This is a genomic window from Pantoea sp. LS15, from assembly GCF_012241585.1.
Lineage (GTDB): Bacteria > Pseudomonadota > Gammaproteobacteria > Enterobacterales > Enterobacteriaceae > Enterobacter.
Window position 1 is genome coordinate 70,770 of the sequence record NZ_JAAVXA010000015.1, and the last position, 19,792, is coordinate 90,561.

The 19,792-nt window shown below is 52.1% G+C and carries 23 protein-coding genes and 1 pseudogene; 14 read left to right on the forward strand and 10 right to left on the reverse strand.

The window, feature by feature from the left end; all coding sequences use genetic code 11:
• Positions 1 to 55: 55 nt before the first annotated feature.
• The 8 genes and pseudogenes from fliL to rcsA all read left to right on the forward strand — a co-directional run bounded on the left by fliL (position 56) and on the right by rcsA (position 5,049).
• Positions 56 to 526: a flagellar basal body-associated protein FliL gene (fliL, locus tag HED65_RS18860; protein WP_028019592.1), complete on the forward strand. Its 471-nt coding sequence runs from the start codon at positions 56 to 58 to the stop codon at positions 524 to 526.
• Between the two features lie 4 nt (positions 527 to 530).
• Positions 531 to 1,535 (forward strand): flagellar motor switch protein FliM, encoded by a 1,005-nt coding sequence (gene fliM, locus HED65_RS18865; RefSeq protein WP_028019593.1) that lies wholly within the window; start codon positions 531 to 533, stop codon positions 1,533 to 1,535.
• Positions 1,532 to 1,945: a flagellar motor switch protein FliN gene (fliN, locus tag HED65_RS18870; protein ID WP_114979714.1), complete on the forward strand. Its 414-nt coding sequence runs from the start codon at positions 1,532 to 1,534 to the stop codon at positions 1,943 to 1,945. Before fliM ends, fliN begins: the two co-directional genes overlap by 4 nt.
• A 2-nt stretch (positions 1,946 to 1,947) precedes the next feature.
• Positions 1,948 to 2,322 carry a flagellar biosynthetic protein FliO gene (gene fliO, locus HED65_RS18875; protein WP_114979715.1) on the forward strand — a complete coding sequence of 125 codons (375 nt, stop codon included), beginning with the start codon at positions 1,948 to 1,950 and terminating at the stop codon, positions 2,320 to 2,322.
• Positions 2,322 to 3,059, forward strand: coding sequence for a flagellar type III secretion system pore protein FliP (gene fliP / locus HED65_RS18880; protein ID WP_008500316.1), 738 nt, complete (start codon positions 2,322 to 2,324; stop codon positions 3,057 to 3,059). The genes fliO and fliP overlap by 1 nt, the downstream gene beginning before the upstream one ends.
• A 9-nt stretch (positions 3,060 to 3,068) precedes the next feature.
• Entirely contained in the window at positions 3,069 to 3,338 is a 270-nt protein-coding gene (gene fliQ / locus HED65_RS18885) for a flagellar biosynthesis protein FliQ (RefSeq protein WP_008500315.1), read from the forward strand.
• 7 nt (positions 3,339 to 3,345) lie between these two features.
• Positions 3,346 to 4,147: pseudogene (gene fliR, locus HED65_RS18890) on the forward strand (flagellar biosynthetic protein FliR).
• A gap of 278 nt (positions 4,148 to 4,425) precedes the next feature.
• Complete coding sequence (gene rcsA, locus HED65_RS18895; protein WP_008500313.1) at positions 4,426 to 5,049, forward strand: transcriptional regulator RcsA; 624 nt, start codon at positions 4,426 to 4,428, stop codon at positions 5,047 to 5,049.
• A gap of 102 nt (positions 5,050 to 5,151) precedes the next feature.
• Here rcsA and dsrB read toward each other — a convergent pair whose 3' ends face one another.
• Positions 5,152 to 5,340 carry a protein DsrB gene (gene dsrB, locus HED65_RS22550; RefSeq protein WP_189338754.1) on the reverse strand — a complete coding sequence of 63 codons (189 nt, stop codon included), beginning with the start codon at positions 5,338 to 5,340 and terminating at the stop codon, positions 5,152 to 5,154.
• Between the two features lie 136 nt (positions 5,341 to 5,476).
• On the opposite strand from dsrB, the gene yodD reads away from it, so the two are divergent.
• Both yodD and HED65_RS18910 read left to right on the forward strand, forming a co-directional pair.
• Positions 5,477 to 5,704, forward strand: a complete 228-nt coding sequence (gene yodD, locus HED65_RS18905) for a YodD family peroxide/acid resistance protein (RefSeq protein ID WP_028019596.1) — start codon at positions 5,477 to 5,479, stop codon at positions 5,702 to 5,704.
• Between the two features lie 300 nt (positions 5,705 to 6,004).
• Positions 6,005 to 6,823 (forward strand): mannosyl-3-phosphoglycerate phosphatase-related protein, encoded by an 819-nt coding sequence (locus HED65_RS18910; protein WP_114979717.1) that lies wholly within the window; start codon positions 6,005 to 6,007, stop codon positions 6,821 to 6,823.
• Here HED65_RS18910 and dgcQ read toward each other — a convergent pair.
• The 3 genes from dgcQ to HED65_RS18925 form a co-directional block, all read right to left on the reverse strand.
• Positions 6,790 to 8,490, reverse strand: coding sequence for a cellulose biosynthesis regulator diguanylate cyclase DgcQ (gene dgcQ, locus HED65_RS18915; protein ID WP_114979718.1), 1,701 nt, complete (start codon positions 8,488 to 8,490; stop codon positions 6,790 to 6,792). The genes HED65_RS18910 and dgcQ overlap by 34 nt on opposite strands.
• A 74-nt stretch (positions 8,491 to 8,564) precedes the next feature.
• Positions 8,565 to 8,747 (reverse strand): YodC family protein, encoded by a 183-nt coding sequence (locus HED65_RS18920; RefSeq protein WP_028019599.1) that lies wholly within the window; start codon positions 8,745 to 8,747, stop codon positions 8,565 to 8,567.
• 77 nt (positions 8,748 to 8,824) lie between these two features.
• Positions 8,825 to 9,736, reverse strand: coding sequence for a DUF808 domain-containing protein (locus HED65_RS18925; protein ID WP_114979719.1), 912 nt, complete (start codon positions 9,734 to 9,736; stop codon positions 8,825 to 8,827).
• A 177-nt stretch (positions 9,737 to 9,913) separates the two neighbouring features.
• On the opposite strand from HED65_RS18925, the gene yedA reads away from it, so the two are divergent.
• Positions 9,914 to 10,828 carry a drug/metabolite exporter YedA gene (yedA, locus tag HED65_RS18930; protein WP_114979720.1) on the forward strand — a complete coding sequence of 305 codons (915 nt, stop codon included), beginning with the start codon at positions 9,914 to 9,916 and terminating at the stop codon, positions 10,826 to 10,828.
• On the opposite strand, the gene HED65_RS18935 is transcribed toward yedA, so the two are convergent.
• The 4 genes from HED65_RS18935 to drpB all read right to left on the reverse strand — a co-directional run bounded on the left by HED65_RS18935 (position 10,800) and on the right by drpB (position 13,771).
• On the reverse strand, positions 10,800 to 11,291 hold the full coding sequence (locus HED65_RS18935; RefSeq protein WP_114979721.1) for a very short patch repair endonuclease: 492 nt from the start codon (positions 11,289 to 11,291) through the stop codon (positions 10,800 to 10,802). The genes yedA and HED65_RS18935 overlap by 29 nt on opposite strands.
• The gene (locus HED65_RS18940; RefSeq protein ID WP_114979722.1) at positions 11,272 to 12,687 is read right to left on the reverse strand and encodes a DNA cytosine methyltransferase; all 1,416 of its coding nucleotides are present in this window, start codon (positions 12,685 to 12,687) and stop codon (positions 11,272 to 11,274) included. The genes HED65_RS18935 and HED65_RS18940 overlap by 20 nt, the downstream gene beginning before the upstream one ends.
• A 61-nt stretch (positions 12,688 to 12,748) precedes the next feature.
• A complete protein-coding gene (locus HED65_RS18945; RefSeq protein ID WP_114979723.1) occupies positions 12,749 to 13,450 on the reverse strand; it encodes a phosphohydrolase in 702 nt (233 codons plus the stop codon).
• Between the two features lie 51 nt (positions 13,451 to 13,501).
• Positions 13,502 to 13,771, reverse strand: coding sequence for a cell division protein DrpB (gene drpB / locus HED65_RS18950; RefSeq protein ID WP_114979751.1), 270 nt, complete (start codon positions 13,769 to 13,771; stop codon positions 13,502 to 13,504).
• A 435-nt stretch (positions 13,772 to 14,206) separates the two neighbouring features.
• Between drpB and HED65_RS18955 the strand changes: the two genes are divergently transcribed.
• Positions 14,207 to 15,358: a porin gene (locus HED65_RS18955; protein ID WP_114979724.1), complete on the forward strand. Its 1,152-nt coding sequence runs from the start codon at positions 14,207 to 14,209 to the stop codon at positions 15,356 to 15,358.
• Positions 15,359 to 15,415: 57 nt separating this feature from the next.
• Here HED65_RS18955 and HED65_RS18960 read toward each other — a convergent pair whose 3' ends face one another.
• Positions 15,416 to 16,279, reverse strand: coding sequence for an N-acetylmuramic acid 6-phosphate etherase (locus HED65_RS18960; protein WP_114979725.1), 864 nt, complete (start codon positions 16,277 to 16,279; stop codon positions 15,416 to 15,418).
• Positions 16,280 to 16,444: 165 nt separating this feature from the next.
• Here HED65_RS18960 and HED65_RS18965 point away from each other — a divergent pair, with 165 nt between their 5' ends.
• Positions 16,445 to 18,061 (forward strand): sensor histidine kinase, encoded by a 1,617-nt coding sequence (locus tag HED65_RS18965; RefSeq protein ID WP_114979726.1) that lies wholly within the window; start codon positions 16,445 to 16,447, stop codon positions 18,059 to 18,061.
• On the forward strand, positions 18,058 to 18,777 hold the full coding sequence (gene dcuR / locus HED65_RS18970) for a two-component system response regulator DcuR (protein WP_028019609.1): 720 nt from the start codon (positions 18,058 to 18,060) through the stop codon (positions 18,775 to 18,777). The genes HED65_RS18965 and dcuR overlap by 4 nt, the downstream gene beginning before the upstream one ends.
• On the opposite strand, the gene HED65_RS18975 is transcribed toward dcuR, so the two are convergent.
• Positions 18,758 to 19,720 carry an FAD:protein FMN transferase gene (locus HED65_RS18975; RefSeq protein ID WP_114979727.1) on the reverse strand — a complete coding sequence of 321 codons (963 nt, stop codon included), beginning with the start codon at positions 19,718 to 19,720 and terminating at the stop codon, positions 18,758 to 18,760. The genes dcuR and HED65_RS18975 overlap by 20 nt on opposite strands.
• Positions 19,721 to 19,792 lie beyond the last annotated feature (72 nt).

A 19,792-nucleotide genomic window follows, 5' to 3' on the forward strand; every position in this document is an offset into this window, starting at 1 on the left:
AGGACACGGGATAATCACCTTATTAAGCTGTACCGAAACAGGAAGCTCGTATCAGATGACTGACTCCGCTATCACCAAAAAAAGTAAGCGTTCCATCTGGATCCCGCTGCTGGTGTTGATCACGCTCGCCGCCTGCGCCACCGCGGGCTATAGTTACTGGCGTATGCAGCAGGAACCTTCGACCGCTGCGGCCAAAGCCGAACCTGCACCACCGCCGGCGCCGGTATTTTTCCCTCTCGATACCTTCACCGTGAATCTCGGTGATGCGGATCGTGTGCTGTATGTCGGTATTACGCTGCGCCTGAAGGATGAAGCCACGCGCGCACGCCTGAATGATTATCTTCCGGAAGTGCGTAGCCGCCTTCTGCTGCTGTTCTCTCGTCAGGATGCTTCGACGCTGGCCACCGATGTTGGTAAGCAAAAGCTGGTCGACGCCATTAAACAAACGCTGGCGACCCCGCTGGTAAACGGCCAACCTAAGCAGGAAGTCACTGACGTTCTGTATACAGCCTTCATTCTGCGGTAACGACATGGGCGACAGTATTCTTTCTCAGGCAGAAATCGATGCGCTGCTTAACGGCGACAGCGATAAGAGTGATGATCCGCAACCGGGTCTTGGCGGCGATAGCGATATTCGCCCCTATGACCCGAATACCCAGCGTCGCGTGGTACGTGAACGTCTGCAGGCGCTGGAGATCATTAACGAACGTTTTGCACGTCAGTTCCGTATGGGGCTGTTTAACCTGCTGCGTCGTAGCCCGGACATCACGGTCGGTGCGATCCGTATTCAGCCGTATCATGAGTTTGCCCGCAACCTGCCGGTGCCAACCAACCTTAACCTGATTCATCTGAAGCCGCTGCGCGGCACTGGACTGGTAGTGTTTTCGCCAAGCCTGGTGTTCATTGCGGTGGATAACCTGTTCGGTGGCGACGGACGTTTCCCGACCAAAGTAGAAGGTCGTGAATTTACCCACACCGAGCAGCGCGTGATTAACCGTATGCTGAAGCTGGCGCTAGAATCTTACAGCGACGCGTGGAAAGCCATTAACCCACTGGACGTGGAGTATGTACGTTCTGAGATGCAGGTGAAATTTACCAATATCACCACCTCTCCAAACGATATCGTCGTCAACACACCGTTCCATGTGGAAATCGGTAACCTGACCGGGGAATTCAACATTTGCCTGCCGTTTAGCATGATCGAACCGCTGCGCGAACTGCTGGTTAACCCCCCGCTGGAGAACTCACGCAACGAAGACCAGAACTGGCGTGAAAACCTGGTACGTCAGGTTCAGCATTCGCAGCTTGAGCTGATCGCGAGTTTTGCCGATATCCCGCTGCGGTTATCCCAGATTCTGAAATTACAACCCGGCGATGTTCTGCCGATAGAAAAACCCGACCGCATTATTGCCCATGTGGATGGTGTCCCGGTGCTGACAAGCCAGTACGGCACACTTAACGGTCAGTATGCGTTACGCGTTGAGCACTTGATCAACCCGATATTGAATTCGCTGAATGAGGAACAGCCCAAATGAGTGACATGAACAATCCGTCCGATGAAAACAGCGGAGCACTGGACGATCTGTGGGCTGACGCGTTAAACGAGCAACAATCCGCCCCGAGCAAAAGCGCGGCGGATGCAGTATTCCAGCAGCTTGGTGGGGGTGATGTCAGCGGCACGCTGCAGGACATCGACCTGATTATGGACATCCCTGTTAAGCTGACCGTGGAACTGGGACGCACCCGTATGACCATTAAAGAACTGCTGCGCCTGACGCAGGGTTCCGTGGTGGCACTTGACGGCCTGGCCGGTGAGCCACTGGATATTCTGATCAACGGTTATCTGATTGCCCAGGGTGAAGTGGTGGTGGTTGCCGATAAATACGGCGTACGTATCACCGATATCATTACCCCATCAGAACGTATGCGTCGTCTGAGCCGTTAAGCATGAAAACTCAGGCAATAATATCACAACCTTCTGCCGTCCCCGGCTCACCTCTGCTCCAGGTGAGCGGGGCATTGTTCGGTATTATTGCCTTTATTCTTATCGCCGCATGGCTGGCGAAACGCGTTGGTCTGGCGGGTAAAACTGCCGGTGCCCGCGGTCTGAAGGTCAGCGCCAGCACCACACTCGGGCCACGGGAACGCGTGGTCATTGTCGATGTGGAAGATGCGCGTCTGGTCCTGGGCGTAACCGCCTCAAACATTAACGTATTACATAAACTGCCGCCCGCTCCTGTTGTGGTGGACGAGCGCGCAGACGCCCCTGCGGATTTCCAGTCCGTTATGAAGAGTTTGCTTAAGCGTTCCGGGAGATCCTGATGCGCCGTTTGTTATCCCTTACGCTTGCGGGCGTGGGCCTGTTTGCTCCCGCGGTTTATGCGCAATTGCCTGGTCTGGTCTCAACGCCCCTCGCTGGCGGCGGCCAAAGTTGGTCGCTCCCGGTTCAGACACTGGTTTTCATCACCTCGCTGACGTTTATTCCGGCCATCCTGCTGATGATGACCAGCTTCACCCGCATCATCATCGTCTTTGGTCTGTTGCGAAACGCGCTGGGAACCCCTTCGGCACCGCCAAACCAGGTTCTGCTGGGGCTGGCGCTGTTTTTGACCTTTTTCATTATGTCGCCGGTAATCGATAAGATTTATACCGACGCTTACCAGCCGTTCAGCGAAGACAAAATCTCCATGCAGGAGGCGCTGGATAAAGGCGCGCAACCGCTACGAGAATTTATGCTGCGTCAGACGCGTGAAGCGGATCTTGCGCTCTTTGCTCGCCTGTCCAACACCGGTGAGCTTCAGGGCCCGGAAGCGGTGCCAATGCGTATTCTGCTGCCTGCCTATGTCACCAGCGAGCTGAAAACCGCGTTTCAGATTGGCTTTACCATTTTTATTCCGTTCCTGATTATCGACCTGGTGATCGCCAGCGTGCTGATGGCACTGGGTATGATGATGGTTCCTCCCGCCACCATTGCCCTGCCCTTTAAGATCATGCTCTTTGTCCTGGTCGATGGCTGGCAGCTGCTGGTCAGTTCTCTGGCCCAGAGTTTCTACAGTTAAGGAACGGCGATGACACCCGAATCGGTCATGATGATGGGCACGGAAGCGATGAAAATCGCGATAGCCGTTGCCGCGCCTTTGTTGCTTGTCGCGCTGGTAACCGGTCTGATTATCAGTATCCTGCAGGCCGCCACGCAGATTAACGAAATGACGCTGTCATTCATCCCGAAAATCATCGCCGTGTTCGTGGCGATTATCGTTGCCGGGCCGTGGATGCTGAACCTGTTGCTGGACTATATGCGCAACCTGTTTACCAATCTGCCGTACATTATCGGCTGACCTGACGATGCTGCACTTCACCAGCGACCAGTGGGTTCAGTGGCTTGGCGTCTATTTCTGGCCAATGCTGCGCATCATGGCGCTGATCTCAACAGCCCCGATTCTCAGTGAGAAATCGATCCCCAAGCGTGTCAAAGTGGGGCTGGGCATTATCATTTCCATTATCGTTGCGCCCTCTCTCCCCCCAGTGGATATTCCGATTTTCTCGGCCAATGCGGTATGGGTGGCATTGCAGCAGGTGATGATTGGCGTCGCCGTCGGCTTTACCATGCAACTCGCCTTTGCCGCCGTGCGTACCGCAGGGGAACTCATTGGCCTGCAGATGGGGTTATCGTTCGCCACGTTTGTCGATCCCGGTAGCCATCTCAACATGCCCGTTCTGGCGCGCATTATCGACCTGCTGGCCATGCTGCTGTTCCTGTCGTTCAACGGTCATCTGTGGCTCATCTCCATGCTGGTGGATACGTTCCATACGCTGCCGATTGGTGAGAACCCGGTGAACAGCAATGCTTTTCTGGCGCTCACCCGCGCAGCAGGGCTGATATTCCTGAACGGGCTGATGCTCGCGCTACCGATTATCACGCTACTGCTGACAGTAAACCTGGCATTAGGTTTACTGAACAGAATGGCGCCACAGTTATCGGTGTTTGTCATTGGTTTTCCGCTGACGTTGACGGTCGGAATTTTATTAATGTCATTACTCATGCCACTTATCGCCCCCTTCTGTGAACATTTATTCGGCGAGATATTCAATCTGTTAGCGGATATTGTCAGCGAACTGCCACGTAAATAATAGCCCTCACTGTTGATATTGTCTTTCTGAGGATATTCCTAAAATAAAACCCGAAAAACATCTTCCAGGATATATCTGACGCGGTTTAATTGTTTCTAACCACCTCACAATACTTAATAATTACTTTACTTTAAGAAGATTCCTGGCAAATTATACGTAACTTTACGGGATAGTGAGTCCGCCTGAAAGTCTTTGTCATGCTCACAGGTTTATTATTTTTTTCCATCCCGTATGGCTGTTTTGAGCTCTCAGGCAGATGGTGAATTATCGTTACGCATTGAGTGAGGGTATGCCATGTCAACGATCATTATGGATTTATGCAGCTACACCCGGCTAGGGTTAACCGGGTACCTGGCAAGCAGAGGGGTAAGAAAGAGAGACATCAACGATGCACACACCGTTGACGAACTCGCAGCCGCTTGTGACGAACTAAAACCAGGCGTGGTGTTTATTAATGAGGACTGTTTCATTCACGATCCAGCCAACAGTCAGCACATTAAGCAAATCATTAATCAGCATCCAAAAACCCTGTTTATTGTTTTTATGGCGATCGCGAATATCCATTTCGATGAGTATTTATTGGTCCGTAAAAACTTATTAATCAGTTCTAAATCGATTAAACCAGAGTCGCTGGATGACATTCTGGGTGATTATTTGAATAAAGAAGTTAAAAATGTAGGAGCGGTTAACTTACCCACCCTATCATTAAGCAGGACTGAATCAAGTATGCTGAGAATGTGGATGGCGGGCCAAGGAACTATTCAGATCTCAGACCAGATGAATATTAAAGCTAAAACCGTTTCGTCACACAAAGGAAATATTAAAAGGAAAATTAAAACGCATAATAAGCAAGTGATCTACCACGTAGTACGCCTGACCGATAATGTGACGAACGGGATTTTCGTCAACATGCGTTAGTCGCTTAAGACCCTGTGCACCCTACCTTTGATCTCTGGCCTGGCCAGAGATTTTTGCTTCTATAGAGATTGTCGGGCACGCGATGTGCTACCCGACGCCGTGCTACTCTGCTTTCTCAACAAAAATACCGTCCGGATGCCCCAGTTCGTTAAAAAACCAGATGCCGAGCGGGTAGTCTTCCAGTGATACCAGGTACATTGTGCCTTCGCTAAACTCTTCAATTGCCAGTACCACACCCAGGCGGCGCGGCCCACCGTCCGTTTTAACGGTTACCCGATCGTTGACCTTCATACATTCCTCCTCTGGTTTTGAGCCAGTGTAGAACAAAACGCAAAAGCGCACATCGCCGTCCGGCGCGAATGGCGTTTTTATACACAGGCTATACTTAACCTTGGACACGTTTGTAGGTTGAAAGAGGAGTCCCGTAATGAAGACCGATAAAGCGTACAGCGACACTATCAAACGCGACGTCGAAGTGGATGTCGATGCCCTGCTGGCCGCCATCAATGAGATCAGTGAATCAGAAGTCCGTCGCATGGACGATAATTCTGACCGCGTCATTGTTAACGGAAGGGATTATCACACCTATCGTGAGCTGGCTGAGGCTTTCGAGCTTGATATACATGACTTTAGCGTGTCTGAAGCAAATCGGTAGCACGAAAAAAATCCCGGTCATGGGGATGACCGGGATCAAAACTTGCTTATGCAAGAAGCACTTGAAATTCGTTACACCAGGAAACCTGATGTACACGCCACACTATCCCCAACAATTTTGTCTGACAAGCATATATTCTCAGAATGAATATAACATTTTTAACATATTGATTTTTGTTATGAGCGACAACATACGCCGAATGCGGGTTTGCCTGGGATAGTTCCTTTCTCCCGAGTTTCCCTTTCCGTAATTTTTTAGGAATATTCTTAGTCGCTGACACATCCGTTATCTGGAGTCACTATGCCTTCACTGCGGGATACACTGCTGATTTTTTCTGATCTGGATGGCTCGTTGCTGGATATTCATACCTATGACTGGCAACCAGCGATACCCTGGCTCGACAGGCTGCTGGATTACCAGATACCGATCATTCTTTGCAGCAGTAAGACGGTGGCAGAGATGCTTGAGATCCAGCAGGAGCTGGGACTGGAAGGTTTACCTCTTATTGCCGAAAACGGCGCAGTGATTCAACCTGATGTCCGCTGGGAAATGGGCAAGCGCCACATCAGAGGGATGGCGCACCAGGATATCCGTCGGCTGATTGAGCAAATCCGCCTGCAGTTGCGCGTTAAATTCACTACCTTTGACGACGTCGATGAACGAGTGATCAGCGAGTGGACCGGGCTGACGCGCTATCGCTCAGCCCTTGCACGCAAGCATGAAGCCTCCGTCACGCTTATCTGGCGCGACACCGATGAGAAAATGGCTGAGTTTGAAGAGGAGCTGGCGCAAAGTGGTCTGAAATGCCTGCAAGGCGCCCGCTTCTGGCATATTCTGGACGCCCGCTGTGGTAAGGACGTTGCGGTTAACTGGCTTATTGAGCAGTACCATGAGCAGGAAGGTCTAGTCCCTACCACCCTGGGGCTCGGCGATGGCCCAAATGATGCACCACTGCTGGACAGCGTGGACTTCGCTGTCGTCATCAAAGGGATAAACCGACAGGGTATCGTGCTGCGGGACACTAGCCCTGCGCGGGTCTATCGCACGCAGCAGCCCGGACCAGCGGGCTGGTGTGAGGGGCTGGATCACTTCTTGTCACGATCGCGCCAGATAACCTGATTACGTCCCCCCTGTTTTGCCAGATACAGCCGGGAATCGGCAATCGACTGCAGCTGTTCAAAGTTGTAATTCCCTTTTTCATGGGCACAACTCACACCAAATGACGCACTGATATGTACTGTGGTGCTTTTTTTCACCAGAATCTCTTTGCTGTCAATTCTTGCGCGGATGCGTTCTGCTATCATCGAGGCCTCCGGAAGTGCCACCCCAGGTAATACCACGCAAAACTCTTCCCCACCGACGCGCCCGGCGACATCGTTTTCACGTAGCCCGCTGGCAATAATCCCGGCAGCGTGAGACAACACCTTATCACCCGCCTGATGACCAAAGCGGTCATTGATACTTTTAAAGTGGTCCAGATCTATCTGAATCACGGAAAACGGTAGCGACTGCTGCTGGCATTGTTGCGCCAGTATTCTGGCCCGTTCGAAGAGCGCACCACGGTTATTCAGACGAGTGAGCGGATCATGCCATGCCTGCCACTGCAGTGAGTTTTGCAGGGTATACATGTTGCTCACCATTCGACGGATCACCAGCCAGGAGATAAGCAGCATGGCCGTGAACAGCGCCCACAACAGCGCCAGCACTATGCTGATGCTACCGAAATCACCCTGAACACCTTCATGGAGGGTATGCACCCGCAGAACGACGCCATCAAAGTGATCGAGCCGTTCCCAGCTGATAAAACGACTACCGAGACGGATACCACCTTCCGTATCACTTTCAATGGCATGCGCAATTTGCGCCATTTCGCGTTCGTCAAAATGGTTCATCAGGCTGGCCGGAGATTCCGAAGAGGCAATAATGTTGAGGCGCGAATCGTACAGCTGATATTCCCCTTCGGCATGATCGTCTGTTGCATCGGCCAGCAAACGCTGCATGGTGCTAAACGAAAAATCCATCGCCACTACGCCATACCAGTAATGTTCGAAATAGATGGGTATGCTGGCCGTAATCATGCGCTCATTGCCGGTCCAGGATGAAGCGGTGGAGATAAACCAACGCACCGCCCGCGCGCGATTATTGCGTTCCGACTGCTGCGTAAACCAGGGCTGGGTCACCAGGTGGTAATAACGCGTGATGATGTCGCCACTCTGTGCAGGTGTATCGGTGGAGAGATAAAACCCGGCACGGGAGATATAGATAACCCGCTCTTCATTCTGCGCTGCCGATGAGGCCAGACGCAGCAAATACCCTACTTCAAGCGCAGCAGATATTTCATTACGGATGCGTTCATCGTCACGGTTCAGGAGCGTGGTTTTTTCAACAAAAGCATCTGATACGCCATTGATGGGGAGCGTGCGTTCTTTATCCACCGCCAGCTGCCAGGCAGACTGCTTTCGAAGGGTGTCAAAACGTACAACCGCATCATGCAAAACATCAAATGCCAGCGGTTTATGCAGTGCGTCCCGCATGCTGTTACGGAAAAATAGCGCCTTATCAACGCCAAATTGCAGCTGTCTGTCGAGCGAATTGGCAACCGTTTCCAGATGGTTACGCTGGCTGGAGATATAGGCCTCTTCCAGCACCACCACCTCGCGCCAGGTCAGAAGCGTGGAAAAGATCAGAACGACAAGAAAACAGGAATTAACAATCAGGCCAGGGTTGCTGCGCTTTTGCAGCCATTGTAAAAAAGATCGTCTTACAACAAATGTATCGCGCTGCACACACACTCTCCCTGATGACTGCCTGGACCCGGTACCTGAAATAAAAACGCCCGACAAAGCCGGGCGTTATGTGATTAAGCCTTGTCTCGTTTCTGCTGCCCGTCACCCGGCTGAAGCTCATCTTCACGAAATGCTTCCCGCTTGATGCTGTAGCCATCGTGCCACCGACATTCCACCATTCCACTGGAATACCCGGTGACAATCATTCGTGGGCCGCCCTTCTTAGGCTTAACTTCATCACTGACCAAAAAGACCATACCTGCCTCCTGTATCAGGGTGAAACTGTTTCAATTTAGACGAGGAACAGTCTTTTTGCATCTGTAACGAGTAACAATTAGTGCGCCGTGCCACGCATTTTTTCGACCAGCTTCACGACTGCCACCACGATAGCACCAATGATAAAGCCCAGCACAAGGTTAAGCAGTGTAGGCAGGATAGCCGCCACGATGGCCCCCTGCGCCGACGAGAAGTGTTCGATGGCATGATGCAATGGCGCAATACCGTGAACCACAATACCGCCACCCACGAGGAACATCGCCAGCGTGCCGACCACGGATAAACTCTTCATCAGCCACGGCGCCAGCACCAGTAAGCTTTTGCCGACCCCTTTTGCCACCACGCTCGATTTCTCTTCCAGCCAGAAGCCGATATCATCCAGCTTAACGATCACGCCTACCAGGCCGTACACCCCAACCGTGACCAGAATAGCGATCCCGGAGAGGATCAGAACCTGGTTCATCAGTGATGTTTCAGACACGATCCCCAGCGTAATGGCGACGATCTCTGCAGAGAGAATAAAGTCGGTACGAATAGCCCCTTTCACTTTATCGCGCTCAAAGGTTTTCGGATCCTGCGCGGCCAGTGCTTCAAGACGCTGCTGGCGCATTTCAGGTGTATCGCTCTTATTACGTGCCGCGAACGAATGCAGGACTTTCTCAACGCCTTCGAAGCATAAAAATGCCCCACCAATCATCAGTAACGGCGTGATGGCCCAGGGAATAAACGCGCTGATCAGTAGCGCCAGTGGTACCAGAATCACCTTGTTGAGGAATGAGCCTTTCGCTACACCCCACACCACCGGCAGTTCACGGTTAGCCCTTACCCCACTCACCTGCTGGGCGTTAAGCGATAAATCATCTCCCAGAACGCCAGCGGTTTTCTTCGCGGCCAGTTTCCCCATCACTGAAATGTCATCCAGTAAGGTGGCAATATCATCCAGCAATGTTAATAAGCTACTTCCTGCCAAAATCTCAATCCTTCTTTTTTGGTAATTAAGTGAATAGTATGGAGCAAAAGTACAAACCCGGAAACAGGCACCTTTCGTCAACAAAAAATTCACATCAACTACACAATTAAAGGGCTCGCCAGCACGAAAGTTTTCGCGTTTACTATCAGCGACCTTTTTATTTCGTCGTGAGGGATTATGCGTTTCCGGCAATTGCTACCGCTCATTGGGGCACTCTTTTCACTGTATATCATCTGGGGTTCAACCTACTTTGTCATTCGCATCGGTGTAGAAAGCTGGCCGCCGCTGATGATGGCGGGGATTCGCTTCCTCGCGGCAGGGGTCTTGTTGCTGGCTTTCCTGCTGCTACGCGGACATAAACTGCCCCCACTTCGCCCGCTGCTTAATGCTGCATTGATTGGCCTGCTGCTGCTGGCCGTGGGCAATGGGTTTGTGACCATTGCCGAGCACCAGAATGTACCGTCAGGGATCGCCGCCGTGGTTGTTGCCACCGTCCCGCTGTTTACCCTCTGTTTTAGCCGTCTTTTCGGCATTCGTACCCGCAAGCTGGAATGGCTGGGAATTGGTATTGGTCTTGCTGGCATTATTCTGCTCAACAGCGGCGGAAACCTGAGCGGGAACCCGTGGGGCGCCGTGATTATTCTGATCGGCTCTATGAGCTGGGCGTTTGGTTCCGTATACGGCTCCCGGATAGAGTTGCCCTCCGGCATGATGGCTGGCGCAATAGAGATGCTCGCTGCAGGGATTGTGCTGTTGATCGCCTCAACGCTGACGGGAGAAAAGCTGACGACAATGCCGGGTCTGTCGGGTTTTCTGGCGGTCGGTTATCTGGCGTTGTTTGGATCGCTCATCGCCATTAATGCCTACATGTTCCTGATCCGCAATGTTTCTCCGGCCGTCGCCACCAGCTATGCCTATGTTAACCCGGTCGTGGCCGTGCTGCTCGGCACAGGATTGGGCGGTGAAACACTCTCGTCGGTGGAATGGCTGGCACTAGGGGTGATTGTTTTTGCTGTTGTGCTGGTCACGCTGGGCAAATATTTGCTGCCTGCCAAACCGGTTGTCACACCTTGCGAGGTGGAAAAACCGTAAGCGGGTGAATCCCTTGAGTATCGATCTGCGCGGTCTGACCGCCGCCGCAGATCCACTCTTCCAGCCGTTCTGTTAGATCGGCATCGTTCAGTTTTAATCTGCCTCTCAGGGCACACTCCCAGACGATCAGCACTCGCCAGCCCTGAGCAATAAGCGTGGTGAGATCCCGGTTGTCACGATCAACGTTCTTACCAATTTTCTCCAGCCAGAAATCGGTGCGTGTCGCCGGGACCTTGAACAAGTAGCAGTCGTGATGATGCCAGAAACAGCCGTGGGTAAAGATGATGCACTGGTACGCGTCGACAACGAAGTCCGGGCGACCCGCAAGCGCGGGGTCCTGCACGCGGAAATCAACGCCGGCCTGTGTCAGAAGTGCGGCCAGGCGTTTTTCAATTGCGGTATCACGCGTGCCGATGGCACGCATGTTTTTACTGCGTGTTGCTTTATCGTGAACATCCGTCATTGACGGCCTCACTCTGACGTAGCGCCACTGCCTGTTTGATGCGCGAGAGCAGCAGTTTTGCCACCGCCGCAAACGCGGGAACCACCACAGAATTACCAAACTGGCGGTAAGCCTGCGTGTCCGAAACCGGAATGCGGAAGCTGTAGCCTTGCGGGGTCTCAAACCCCATTAACCGGGCGCATTCCCGGGGGGTTAAGCGTCGTGGACGATGACGCTGGTTGTCCGGGTCGTCGAAATTCTGCTCGCCAAGCGCCTTGTCCCAGCCTCTGTCGATCAGAATTTCTGCACCGTCTTTATAGTAGCGGGCAGACAACGTACGGGTAACACTGTGCGGATCGTTTGGGTTTACCATCCCGAAACCGAAGCCGTTACCTTTCGCCTGATGTTTTTTGGCATAGCGGTAGAGGTATTTCCATAGCACCGGGGTGAGGATAAATTTGGCGTCGACGGCAGGCTCAAGCAGATCAGCCACGGTAGGACGGCGCGCCGGATATAAAGAAGGAATATCACGCAGGGTGAAATCCCCTTTCAGATTGAGATCGCGGCGGAAACCCACCAGCACGATTCGTTCGCGATGCTGGGGCAGAAAATGTTTCCCATCAATGATTTTTGGATCATCCGCGCCCATGTCCTGTGAGTCGGCCACGTCATAGCCCAACTCGTCCAGCGTTTGCATGATGATGCGGAAGGTTTTTCCACCATCATGGCTCTTTAAATTCTTGACGTTTTCCAGCACAAAAATCGCCGGGCGTCGGGCGTCAATAATGCGGGCCACATCAAAAAACAGCGTTCCCTGCGTATCACAGGCGAAACCGTGGGCGCGTCCGAGGGCGTTCTTTTTCGAGACGCCCGCCAGGGAGAAAGGCTGACACGGGAAACCCGCCAGCAGCACATCATGCGCCGGGATCGTCTGGCGAATGTGCTCCGCGGCTTGCGCATCGCTCACGCCACTTTTATGGCTCAGGGTGACATCGCGGATATCCGCGTTGAAATGATGTTCATGCGGATCGCAGTACCAGTTTGCTTTGTAGGTGCGCACAGCATGTTTGTTCCACTCGCTGGTAAACACGCACTGGCCGCCGATGGCTTCAAAGCCGTGTCGGATACCACCGATACCGGCAAACAGATCGATAAAGCGGAAGGCATAGTTCGGGTGCGCGGCTGAAGGGCGTGGAAGCAGGCTCTGCAGGTAACGAAACTCGCCTTCGCTCAGGCGACGCCCTGCCCGCTCGCTGGTCAGCAGTCTTTTCAGGATTGCCGGGCTCCAGTGGCTCTCACCGTGTGCCACCAGCTGATTTGCCAGGGTTTTAGCATCATAGATATCTAACAACTGGTGCAATAACGCCTGCACCGTTGCCGTTGATTTCTCAGCCTGCTCAGGTGCGGGCTCAGTCACTGATCGATTTTCCTGCATTCTTTTAACCGGACAATAAAGACTGGAAACAGATTACCACAGTTCATTTGCGCAAACTGCGACGGAAGCGGCTCTGAACCTGGCTATCCAGCCCGATGCAGTCGCCGTGTAATTCGGCACTGAGTTTCGCCATAAACTGGATCAGAAAATCGGCGTTGTGGTGCGCGAGCTCGCGCCCGACATCCGTTTGCATTGTATCAGGCAAGCGCAACAGCTTGGTCTGAAAATGGTCAAGGGCAAATGCCCGGTCATCAAGTGCTCGTGCATCGGCGAACGGATCGTCAGCATCAAACAGTGCCACTCCCAATGCGCCAGACACGGCAAAGACACGCGCCAGACCGATGGCTCCCAATGCTTCCAGACGGTCTGCATCCTGGACAATTTTGGCCTCAATACTTTGTGGCGTCAGACCGGCGCTGAAACTGTGTGCTTCGATGGCATGTTCCACGGCGGCATAGCATTCGGACGGAAAATCAGGGAAATCGCATTGCAGAATGCTACGTGTCTTACGCGCCGCCAGACGGGATGACTGACTGCGTTCCGGATGGTTTTTCGGCAGGCTAACGATGTCATGAAAATAACATGCGGTCAGCACAACCAGCGAATCAACCGTCTGGTTGTCCATGATTTTTTGCGCGGTAATCCAGACACGACGAAAGTGTGAAATATCATGAGCGGCGTCGTCGGTAGTGTGGTTTTCGTCGAGCCAGCGTTCAAAGCGGTGCTGCCACTGCGTAAGTTCCATTATCACATCCTGTCGTTGAAACGGTAACAATAGCAACTTTCCCCGCTGCTATCACCGGTTGTCCTGACGGGGACGCGTATACCAGGCAATCGCGCCCAGAATCAGACCGACTGTGCCCAGCACCAGAAACCCCAGAATGGCTCCAAGCCACTTCCCGCTGGTCGAGCCTAAATCACCGTCCGCAACGGTATCAGGCAGTGATGGAATTTTACTTACCACCCACGCGTAGCGCGCCATAGCCCAGACAAAGTAACCGCAAAATGCGTAGAATACCCACAGAGCCAGTTTGCCTCCCAGGCCGCGTTCAATTTTTCGTTCCATCATTACCCTTTACTCCACGATAGCAGCGCTACCGTTTTCACCTTCTCACTTAGTTTTGTGACAATCATCACATTTTGTCATTAAACGCGGTTGTGTGGGAAGGTTTCTTACGCTCAGTTTGCGTTAAGTTGATCTCAGGCAAGATTGACGGTTGTATTAATTTTGCTCTGAAAGGGCGAGATATATAATTTCAAGAAATTATAAAACTGAAATAATAATAGCGTGAAATACTTAACAATAATTAACCCCTATACATTCAACTGAATAATTCACAAGAAAAATAAAGCGACATTTAGAAATATTTTGCAATATTTATACGATTTTAATTACATTTATTTTTGAACCAAAATAACAATCGATAGAATAGTATCAGCCATGTAATTACGGAGGGTAATTACATATATTCATATAAATTATCTTTAAAGGGAATATATAATGAAAAGAAAAGTTCTGGCACTTCTTGTACCTGCTTTATTAATGGCTGGCGCAGCAAATGCGGCGGAGATTTATAACAAGAATGGTAATAAACTGGATCTTTACGGAAAAGTAGATGCGCGTCATACCTTTTCTGACAATGCTAAAGAAGATGGTGACGACACCATTATTGAAATCGGTTTCAAAGGTGAGACTCAGATTAACTCACAGTTAATGGGTTATGGCCAGGCATTGTTAAAATCCCAGGCGAGTGATACTGAGGGCTCACAAAAAAGTTACGCGAAGCTTGCATTTGCCGGTCTGAAGTTCGCTGAATACGGTTCATTTGATTATGGTCGTAATTATGGTGTGGTTTACGATGTAGAAGCCTGGACAGATATGCTTCCAGTCTTCGGCGGAGATTCTTACACCTGGACTGATAACTTTATGACTGGTCGAACCAACAGTGTTGCGACTTACCGTAACAATGATTTCTTCGGTCAGGTAGAGGGACTTCACTTCGCGCTTCAGTACCAGGCAGCCAACGAAGGTGAAAATGCCAACGAAGATCAGGAAGGTACCCGTAATGGTCATAAAGACCCGCGCTTCCAGAACGGTGATGGATTTGGCCTTTCCACATCTTATGACTTTTCTGGTGATTTGAGTGGCGTCAGCCTGGCTGCTGCTTATGCCTCCTCTGACCGTACCAATGAGCAGGTAGCCGCTGGTAAGAACAAAGAGGGCAATGGCTGGGCCAACGGTGAGACTGCCGAAGCCTGGACTGTTGGTGCTAAATATGACGCGAATAATGTCTATCTGGCGATGATGTATGCTGAAACCCGTAATATGACACCAATCGGTAATGACGGTATCGCTAATAAGACTCAAAACTTTGAAGCAGTAGCACAATACCAATTTGACTTCGGTCTGCGTCCTTCACTGGCATGGGTTTATTCAAAAGGGAAAGATCTGGACGGTAAAGGATTCAACCATGACCTGGTTAATTACGTTTCTGTTGCCAGCACTTACTACTTTAATAAAAACTTCTCTACCTATGTTGATTATAAAATAAATCTGCTGGATGAAGATGAAGATGAAGATGAAGAACTGTATGATACATACGGCATTTCCACTGATAACGTTGTCGGTATTGGTTTGACTTATCAGTTCTAATTTACAAAAAGACCAAAGGCCGCAATTGCGGCCTTTTTTATTACTGTGCTGAATATATTACGGTGCTTCCTGCAACGCCACACGAATAAATCCATTATTCTGCGCCAGCAGTTCATGCGCTTTCCACGCATCCAGCCCTGTCAGCACCATCAACACCGCTGTTTTACAGTTATGGTTACACCCTTCCAGCGCGGCTTTCGCCTCCGCCCGGGTACATCCGCTGGCTTCCATCACTATTGCGATTTGTCGCTCAGCCCATTTGGTATTGCTTGCCTCCAGATCCACACGCAGGTTGCTGTATACGCGACCGGTACGAACAGCCAGCCCGGTAGCGATCATCGAGAGGATCATTTTCTGCGCAATCCCCGCTTTGGTATTGATATAGCCTGCGACCACATCAGCCCCCAGTTCCGGGGCAATCACCATACTCGCCAGTTGCGCCGCTTCACTTTGCGCGTCACCGGTAATAACAGCAACCGCAGAACCCAGCGACCACGCATGCCGCATCGCGCCCCAGACCCACGGTGTTTTTCCGCTAATGGTCACCGCCAGCATCATATCGTGTTCGCCAAAGGTGATGGCCTGCAGGTCGGCAACGCCACGCTCATAGCTCCCTTCTCCCTCGCCTGCTGTAACGGCAATGACAGGAGTTTTACCCGGAGCATATTCATCCGCTACCTGCTGCGCGACACGGCCCGACGGGCCTGCGCCAACAATGACTAAACGACCGCCGTGGCTGAGGGTCGCGGCGGCGTTATCCACCACGCGGGCGATAGTTGTTAAACAGGGGGTAATAGCAGCAGTGATAAGTGCATCATCCTGGTGAATGACTTTCAGCATGTCCAGCGTGGACAATCTATCAATATTCATCGTGCTGGCGTGCCGTCTTTCCTTGACCGAACCGGTAAGCATAATGCTCATAAACAGCCTCCTTATTATGAGTACCCACACACTATAAAGTGTTTTATATGGATGACATGCGAGGAGGGTCACGAAAAGAGGAGCAAATCCACGCCTTTACATGGCTTTAAGAAAAGCGCGTCATCGGCGATAATTACCCCCTTTCTTAATCATCGCGGAGTGTTGATGAGCGATTTGCAGCCTTTCCTTCTGACGCGCAAGCGCCCCATGAAACTGAATACGCTGGTCACGTTGATGGTATGCGCGATTATTGCCTCTGTGCTGCTGGTAGTCTTTGCACTCTATTCAGTACAAATTACCCGGGCGACCCGCGATGATGTTAAAGATACCGCTCTGGGTATCGCCCGCACGCTGGCCGACAGCCCGGAGATCCAGCGAGGTCTGATGCAGCCCCCGCAGGCAGATATCATTCAACCCATCGCCAAAGCCGTCACCCAACGCAACGATCTGCTGCTCACGGTGGTGACTGACATGCGGGGGATTCGTTACTCGCACCCGAACGAAGCGCTGATCGGCCTGCACTTTATTGGTAATGACCTCGAGCCTGCGCTGGAAGGTAAAGAGAATGTCTCCGTTAACCGTGGTGCGCTCGCCGAAGCGCTCCGCGTTTTCACCCCTGTTTACGACAGCCAGCACGATCAGATCGGTGTGGTGGTGGTCGGTATCTCTCTCAAAAAAGTGGAAGATCAGATCGCCCGTGGGCGGATGAACGCCGTCTGGACCATCATATTCAGTATATTTATGAGCTCTATGGCGATTTGGGGCCTGGTTCGGGTACTGAAACGCATCCTGTTCGGGCTCGAACCCTACGAAATCTCCGCATTGTTCGAACAGCGTCAGGCTATGCTGCAGTCGCTCCGTGAAGGGGTGCTGGCCGTCGATATTCATGGCCGAGTGACGATGATTAATCAAACCGCCAGAGAGATTTTACTCCTGCCTTCAGGTAAGCAGACTGAAAATGCCAGCGCGCCGCTGCTGGCCAGCCTGCGGGAAGTCTCGAAAACGGGAATTGCCCGCCAGGATCAGGAGATAAGCTGCAACGGGCGGCTGTTGCTGTGCAACATGGTGCCAGTCAAAAGCCAGGATCGTGTGATCGGCGCGATCACCACCTTCCGCGATAAAACGGAAATCAGCCAGTTGATGCAGCGGATTGATGGCATGGTCAGTTATGTCGACGCCCTGCGCACGCATACACATGAGTTTATGAACAAACTGCACGTGATCCTTGGCCTGCTGCACATGAAACGCTACGACAAGCTGGAAGAGTACATCATCCAGACCGCGCATAATTACCAGACAGATATCGGCGAGATACAGAGCAAGGTAAAATCTCCGGTGATTGCCGGGTTCCTGCTGGGTAAAATAAACCGGGCGAAAGAAGTGGGCGTCACCCTGACGCTGGCCGATGAGTGTCAGATACCGGACACCGCCAGTGAAGAGCAGGTTGCGGTGCTGATCACCGCGCTTGGTAACCTTATTGAAAACGCACTCGACGCGATGGAAGGACAGCAGGAAGGCGAAATCAGTCTGCTGTTGCATTATCAAAATGGCTGGCTCAGTTGCGAAGTCAGTGATGACGGCCCCGGTATTGATCCCACTCAGCTGGAGGCTATTTTTACAAAGGGATTCTCAACCAAAGGTGAAAACCGCGGTGTTGGGTTATTCCTTGCTCGCCAGCAGATCCAGAACCTGGGTGGAGACATCTCCGTCGAGTCTGAGCCTGGTGTATTTACCCAATTTTTTGTTCACATCCCCTGGGATAGCGAGAGGAATATCGCGTGATAAATGTATTAATTGTCGATGATGATGCCATGGTAGCCGACCTCAACCGTCTGTACGTCAACCGTGTTGAAGGCTTTAGCTGCTGCGGTGTCGCCTCTACGCTCAACCAGGCCGAGGCCTTTATCAACAACCCCAACCAGCCTGTCGATCTGGTACTGCTGGACGTTTATATGCAGCAGGATAACGGGCTTGATCTGTTGCCTGTCATTCGCGCTTCAGGCCGCCCTATCGATGTCATTATGATCTCCTCCGCTGCTGACGCCGCCACGATCCAGACCTCCATCCATTACGGCGTGATGGATTATCTGATTAAGCCCTTCCAGTTCCCACGTTTTGAAGAGGCACTGAACGGCTGGAAGGCGAAGCACAGTCTGATGGGATCGCACCAGTACTATGAGCAGGCCGACGTCGACAGGCTGATTCACGGCGGAGCGCCAGAGCTGGCGGACAGTAAAAAGCTGCCGAAAGGGTTAACGCCGCAGACGCTGCGCACGATTTGTCAGTGGATTGATGCCCATCCGGAGACAGAATTCTCCACCGATGACCTGGCAGGCGCGGTCAATATCTCCCGCGTGTCATGCCGCAAATATCTGATCTGGCTGGCGCAAATCAATATTTTGTTCACCAGCATTCACTACGGTGCCACCGGGCGTCCGGTGTATCGCTACCGCCTCCAGCCGGAGCAAACAGGCCTGCTCAAGCAGTATTGTCAGTAACGCGGTAGCTGTTATCCAGCAACGTAAACCGGAAGTGGTGCGCTGAAGAGAGCACCACTTCTTTTGTTTTGGTCACAAAGATAGCTTCAATATCGGGGCGCGCTCGCAGCGTGGCACATCCCTTCTCTACCCCCATGCCGTACATCAACGTGGTCCAGATATCCCCATCAATGGAGTTTTTAGAAATGATGGTCACGCTATCCAGTTCGTTATCCAGGGGATACCCGGTGCGCGGATCAAGAATGTGGTGGTAGCGCTTACCATTCTGTTCAAAGTAACGCTCGTATGTTCCGGACGTCACGACAGACATATTCTCGACCGTCATCGTGCCGATCAACGCATCTCCGGCGAACGGTTTTTTGAGCCCCACGCTCCAGCCCCCTTCCGGCGAGCCTAATGTCTGGATATTGCCGCCGAGGTTAATCAGCCCCAGATCTGCCCCCTCTTTGTGCAGATAATCCCGCACTCTGTCGGCGATATACCCTTTGGCGATGGCCCCCAGATCAATCTCCATACCCGTTCTGGTCAGAAAAACGCTGCTGCGAGTCTCATCAAGGATGACATCATCAGGACGGGTAATCGCCAGCAGTGACGCGATTTCATAGGCAGGCGGAACGCTGTCTCCCTGAAAACCAATTTTCCAGCGTTTCACCAGCGGACCAATGGCCAGGTTAAAGGCGCTGTCCTTGAGGAGGCTTGCCGCTTTTGCACAGCGGATCAGTTCAAATACGGGTCGGCTGACGGTAACCGGATGCTGGCCTGCAGCATGGTTGATATCCATGACCTGCGAGTGCGCGCGGTTGACGGTGAACAGATCTTCATACTGTTTGATCAGGCGAAACACACGGGATGCGAGGGCTTCGTCATGGGAGAAGAGTTTCAGGAGGATGGGTGAGCCCATCAGGACGGCGGAGTAGCTGTAAACGCGATGGCTATCGGGCATGGGATGTATCCTCAAATGTAACCCCGGCAAGCACAGCGCCGCCGGGGAATATGCCGGATGGCGCTGCGCTCA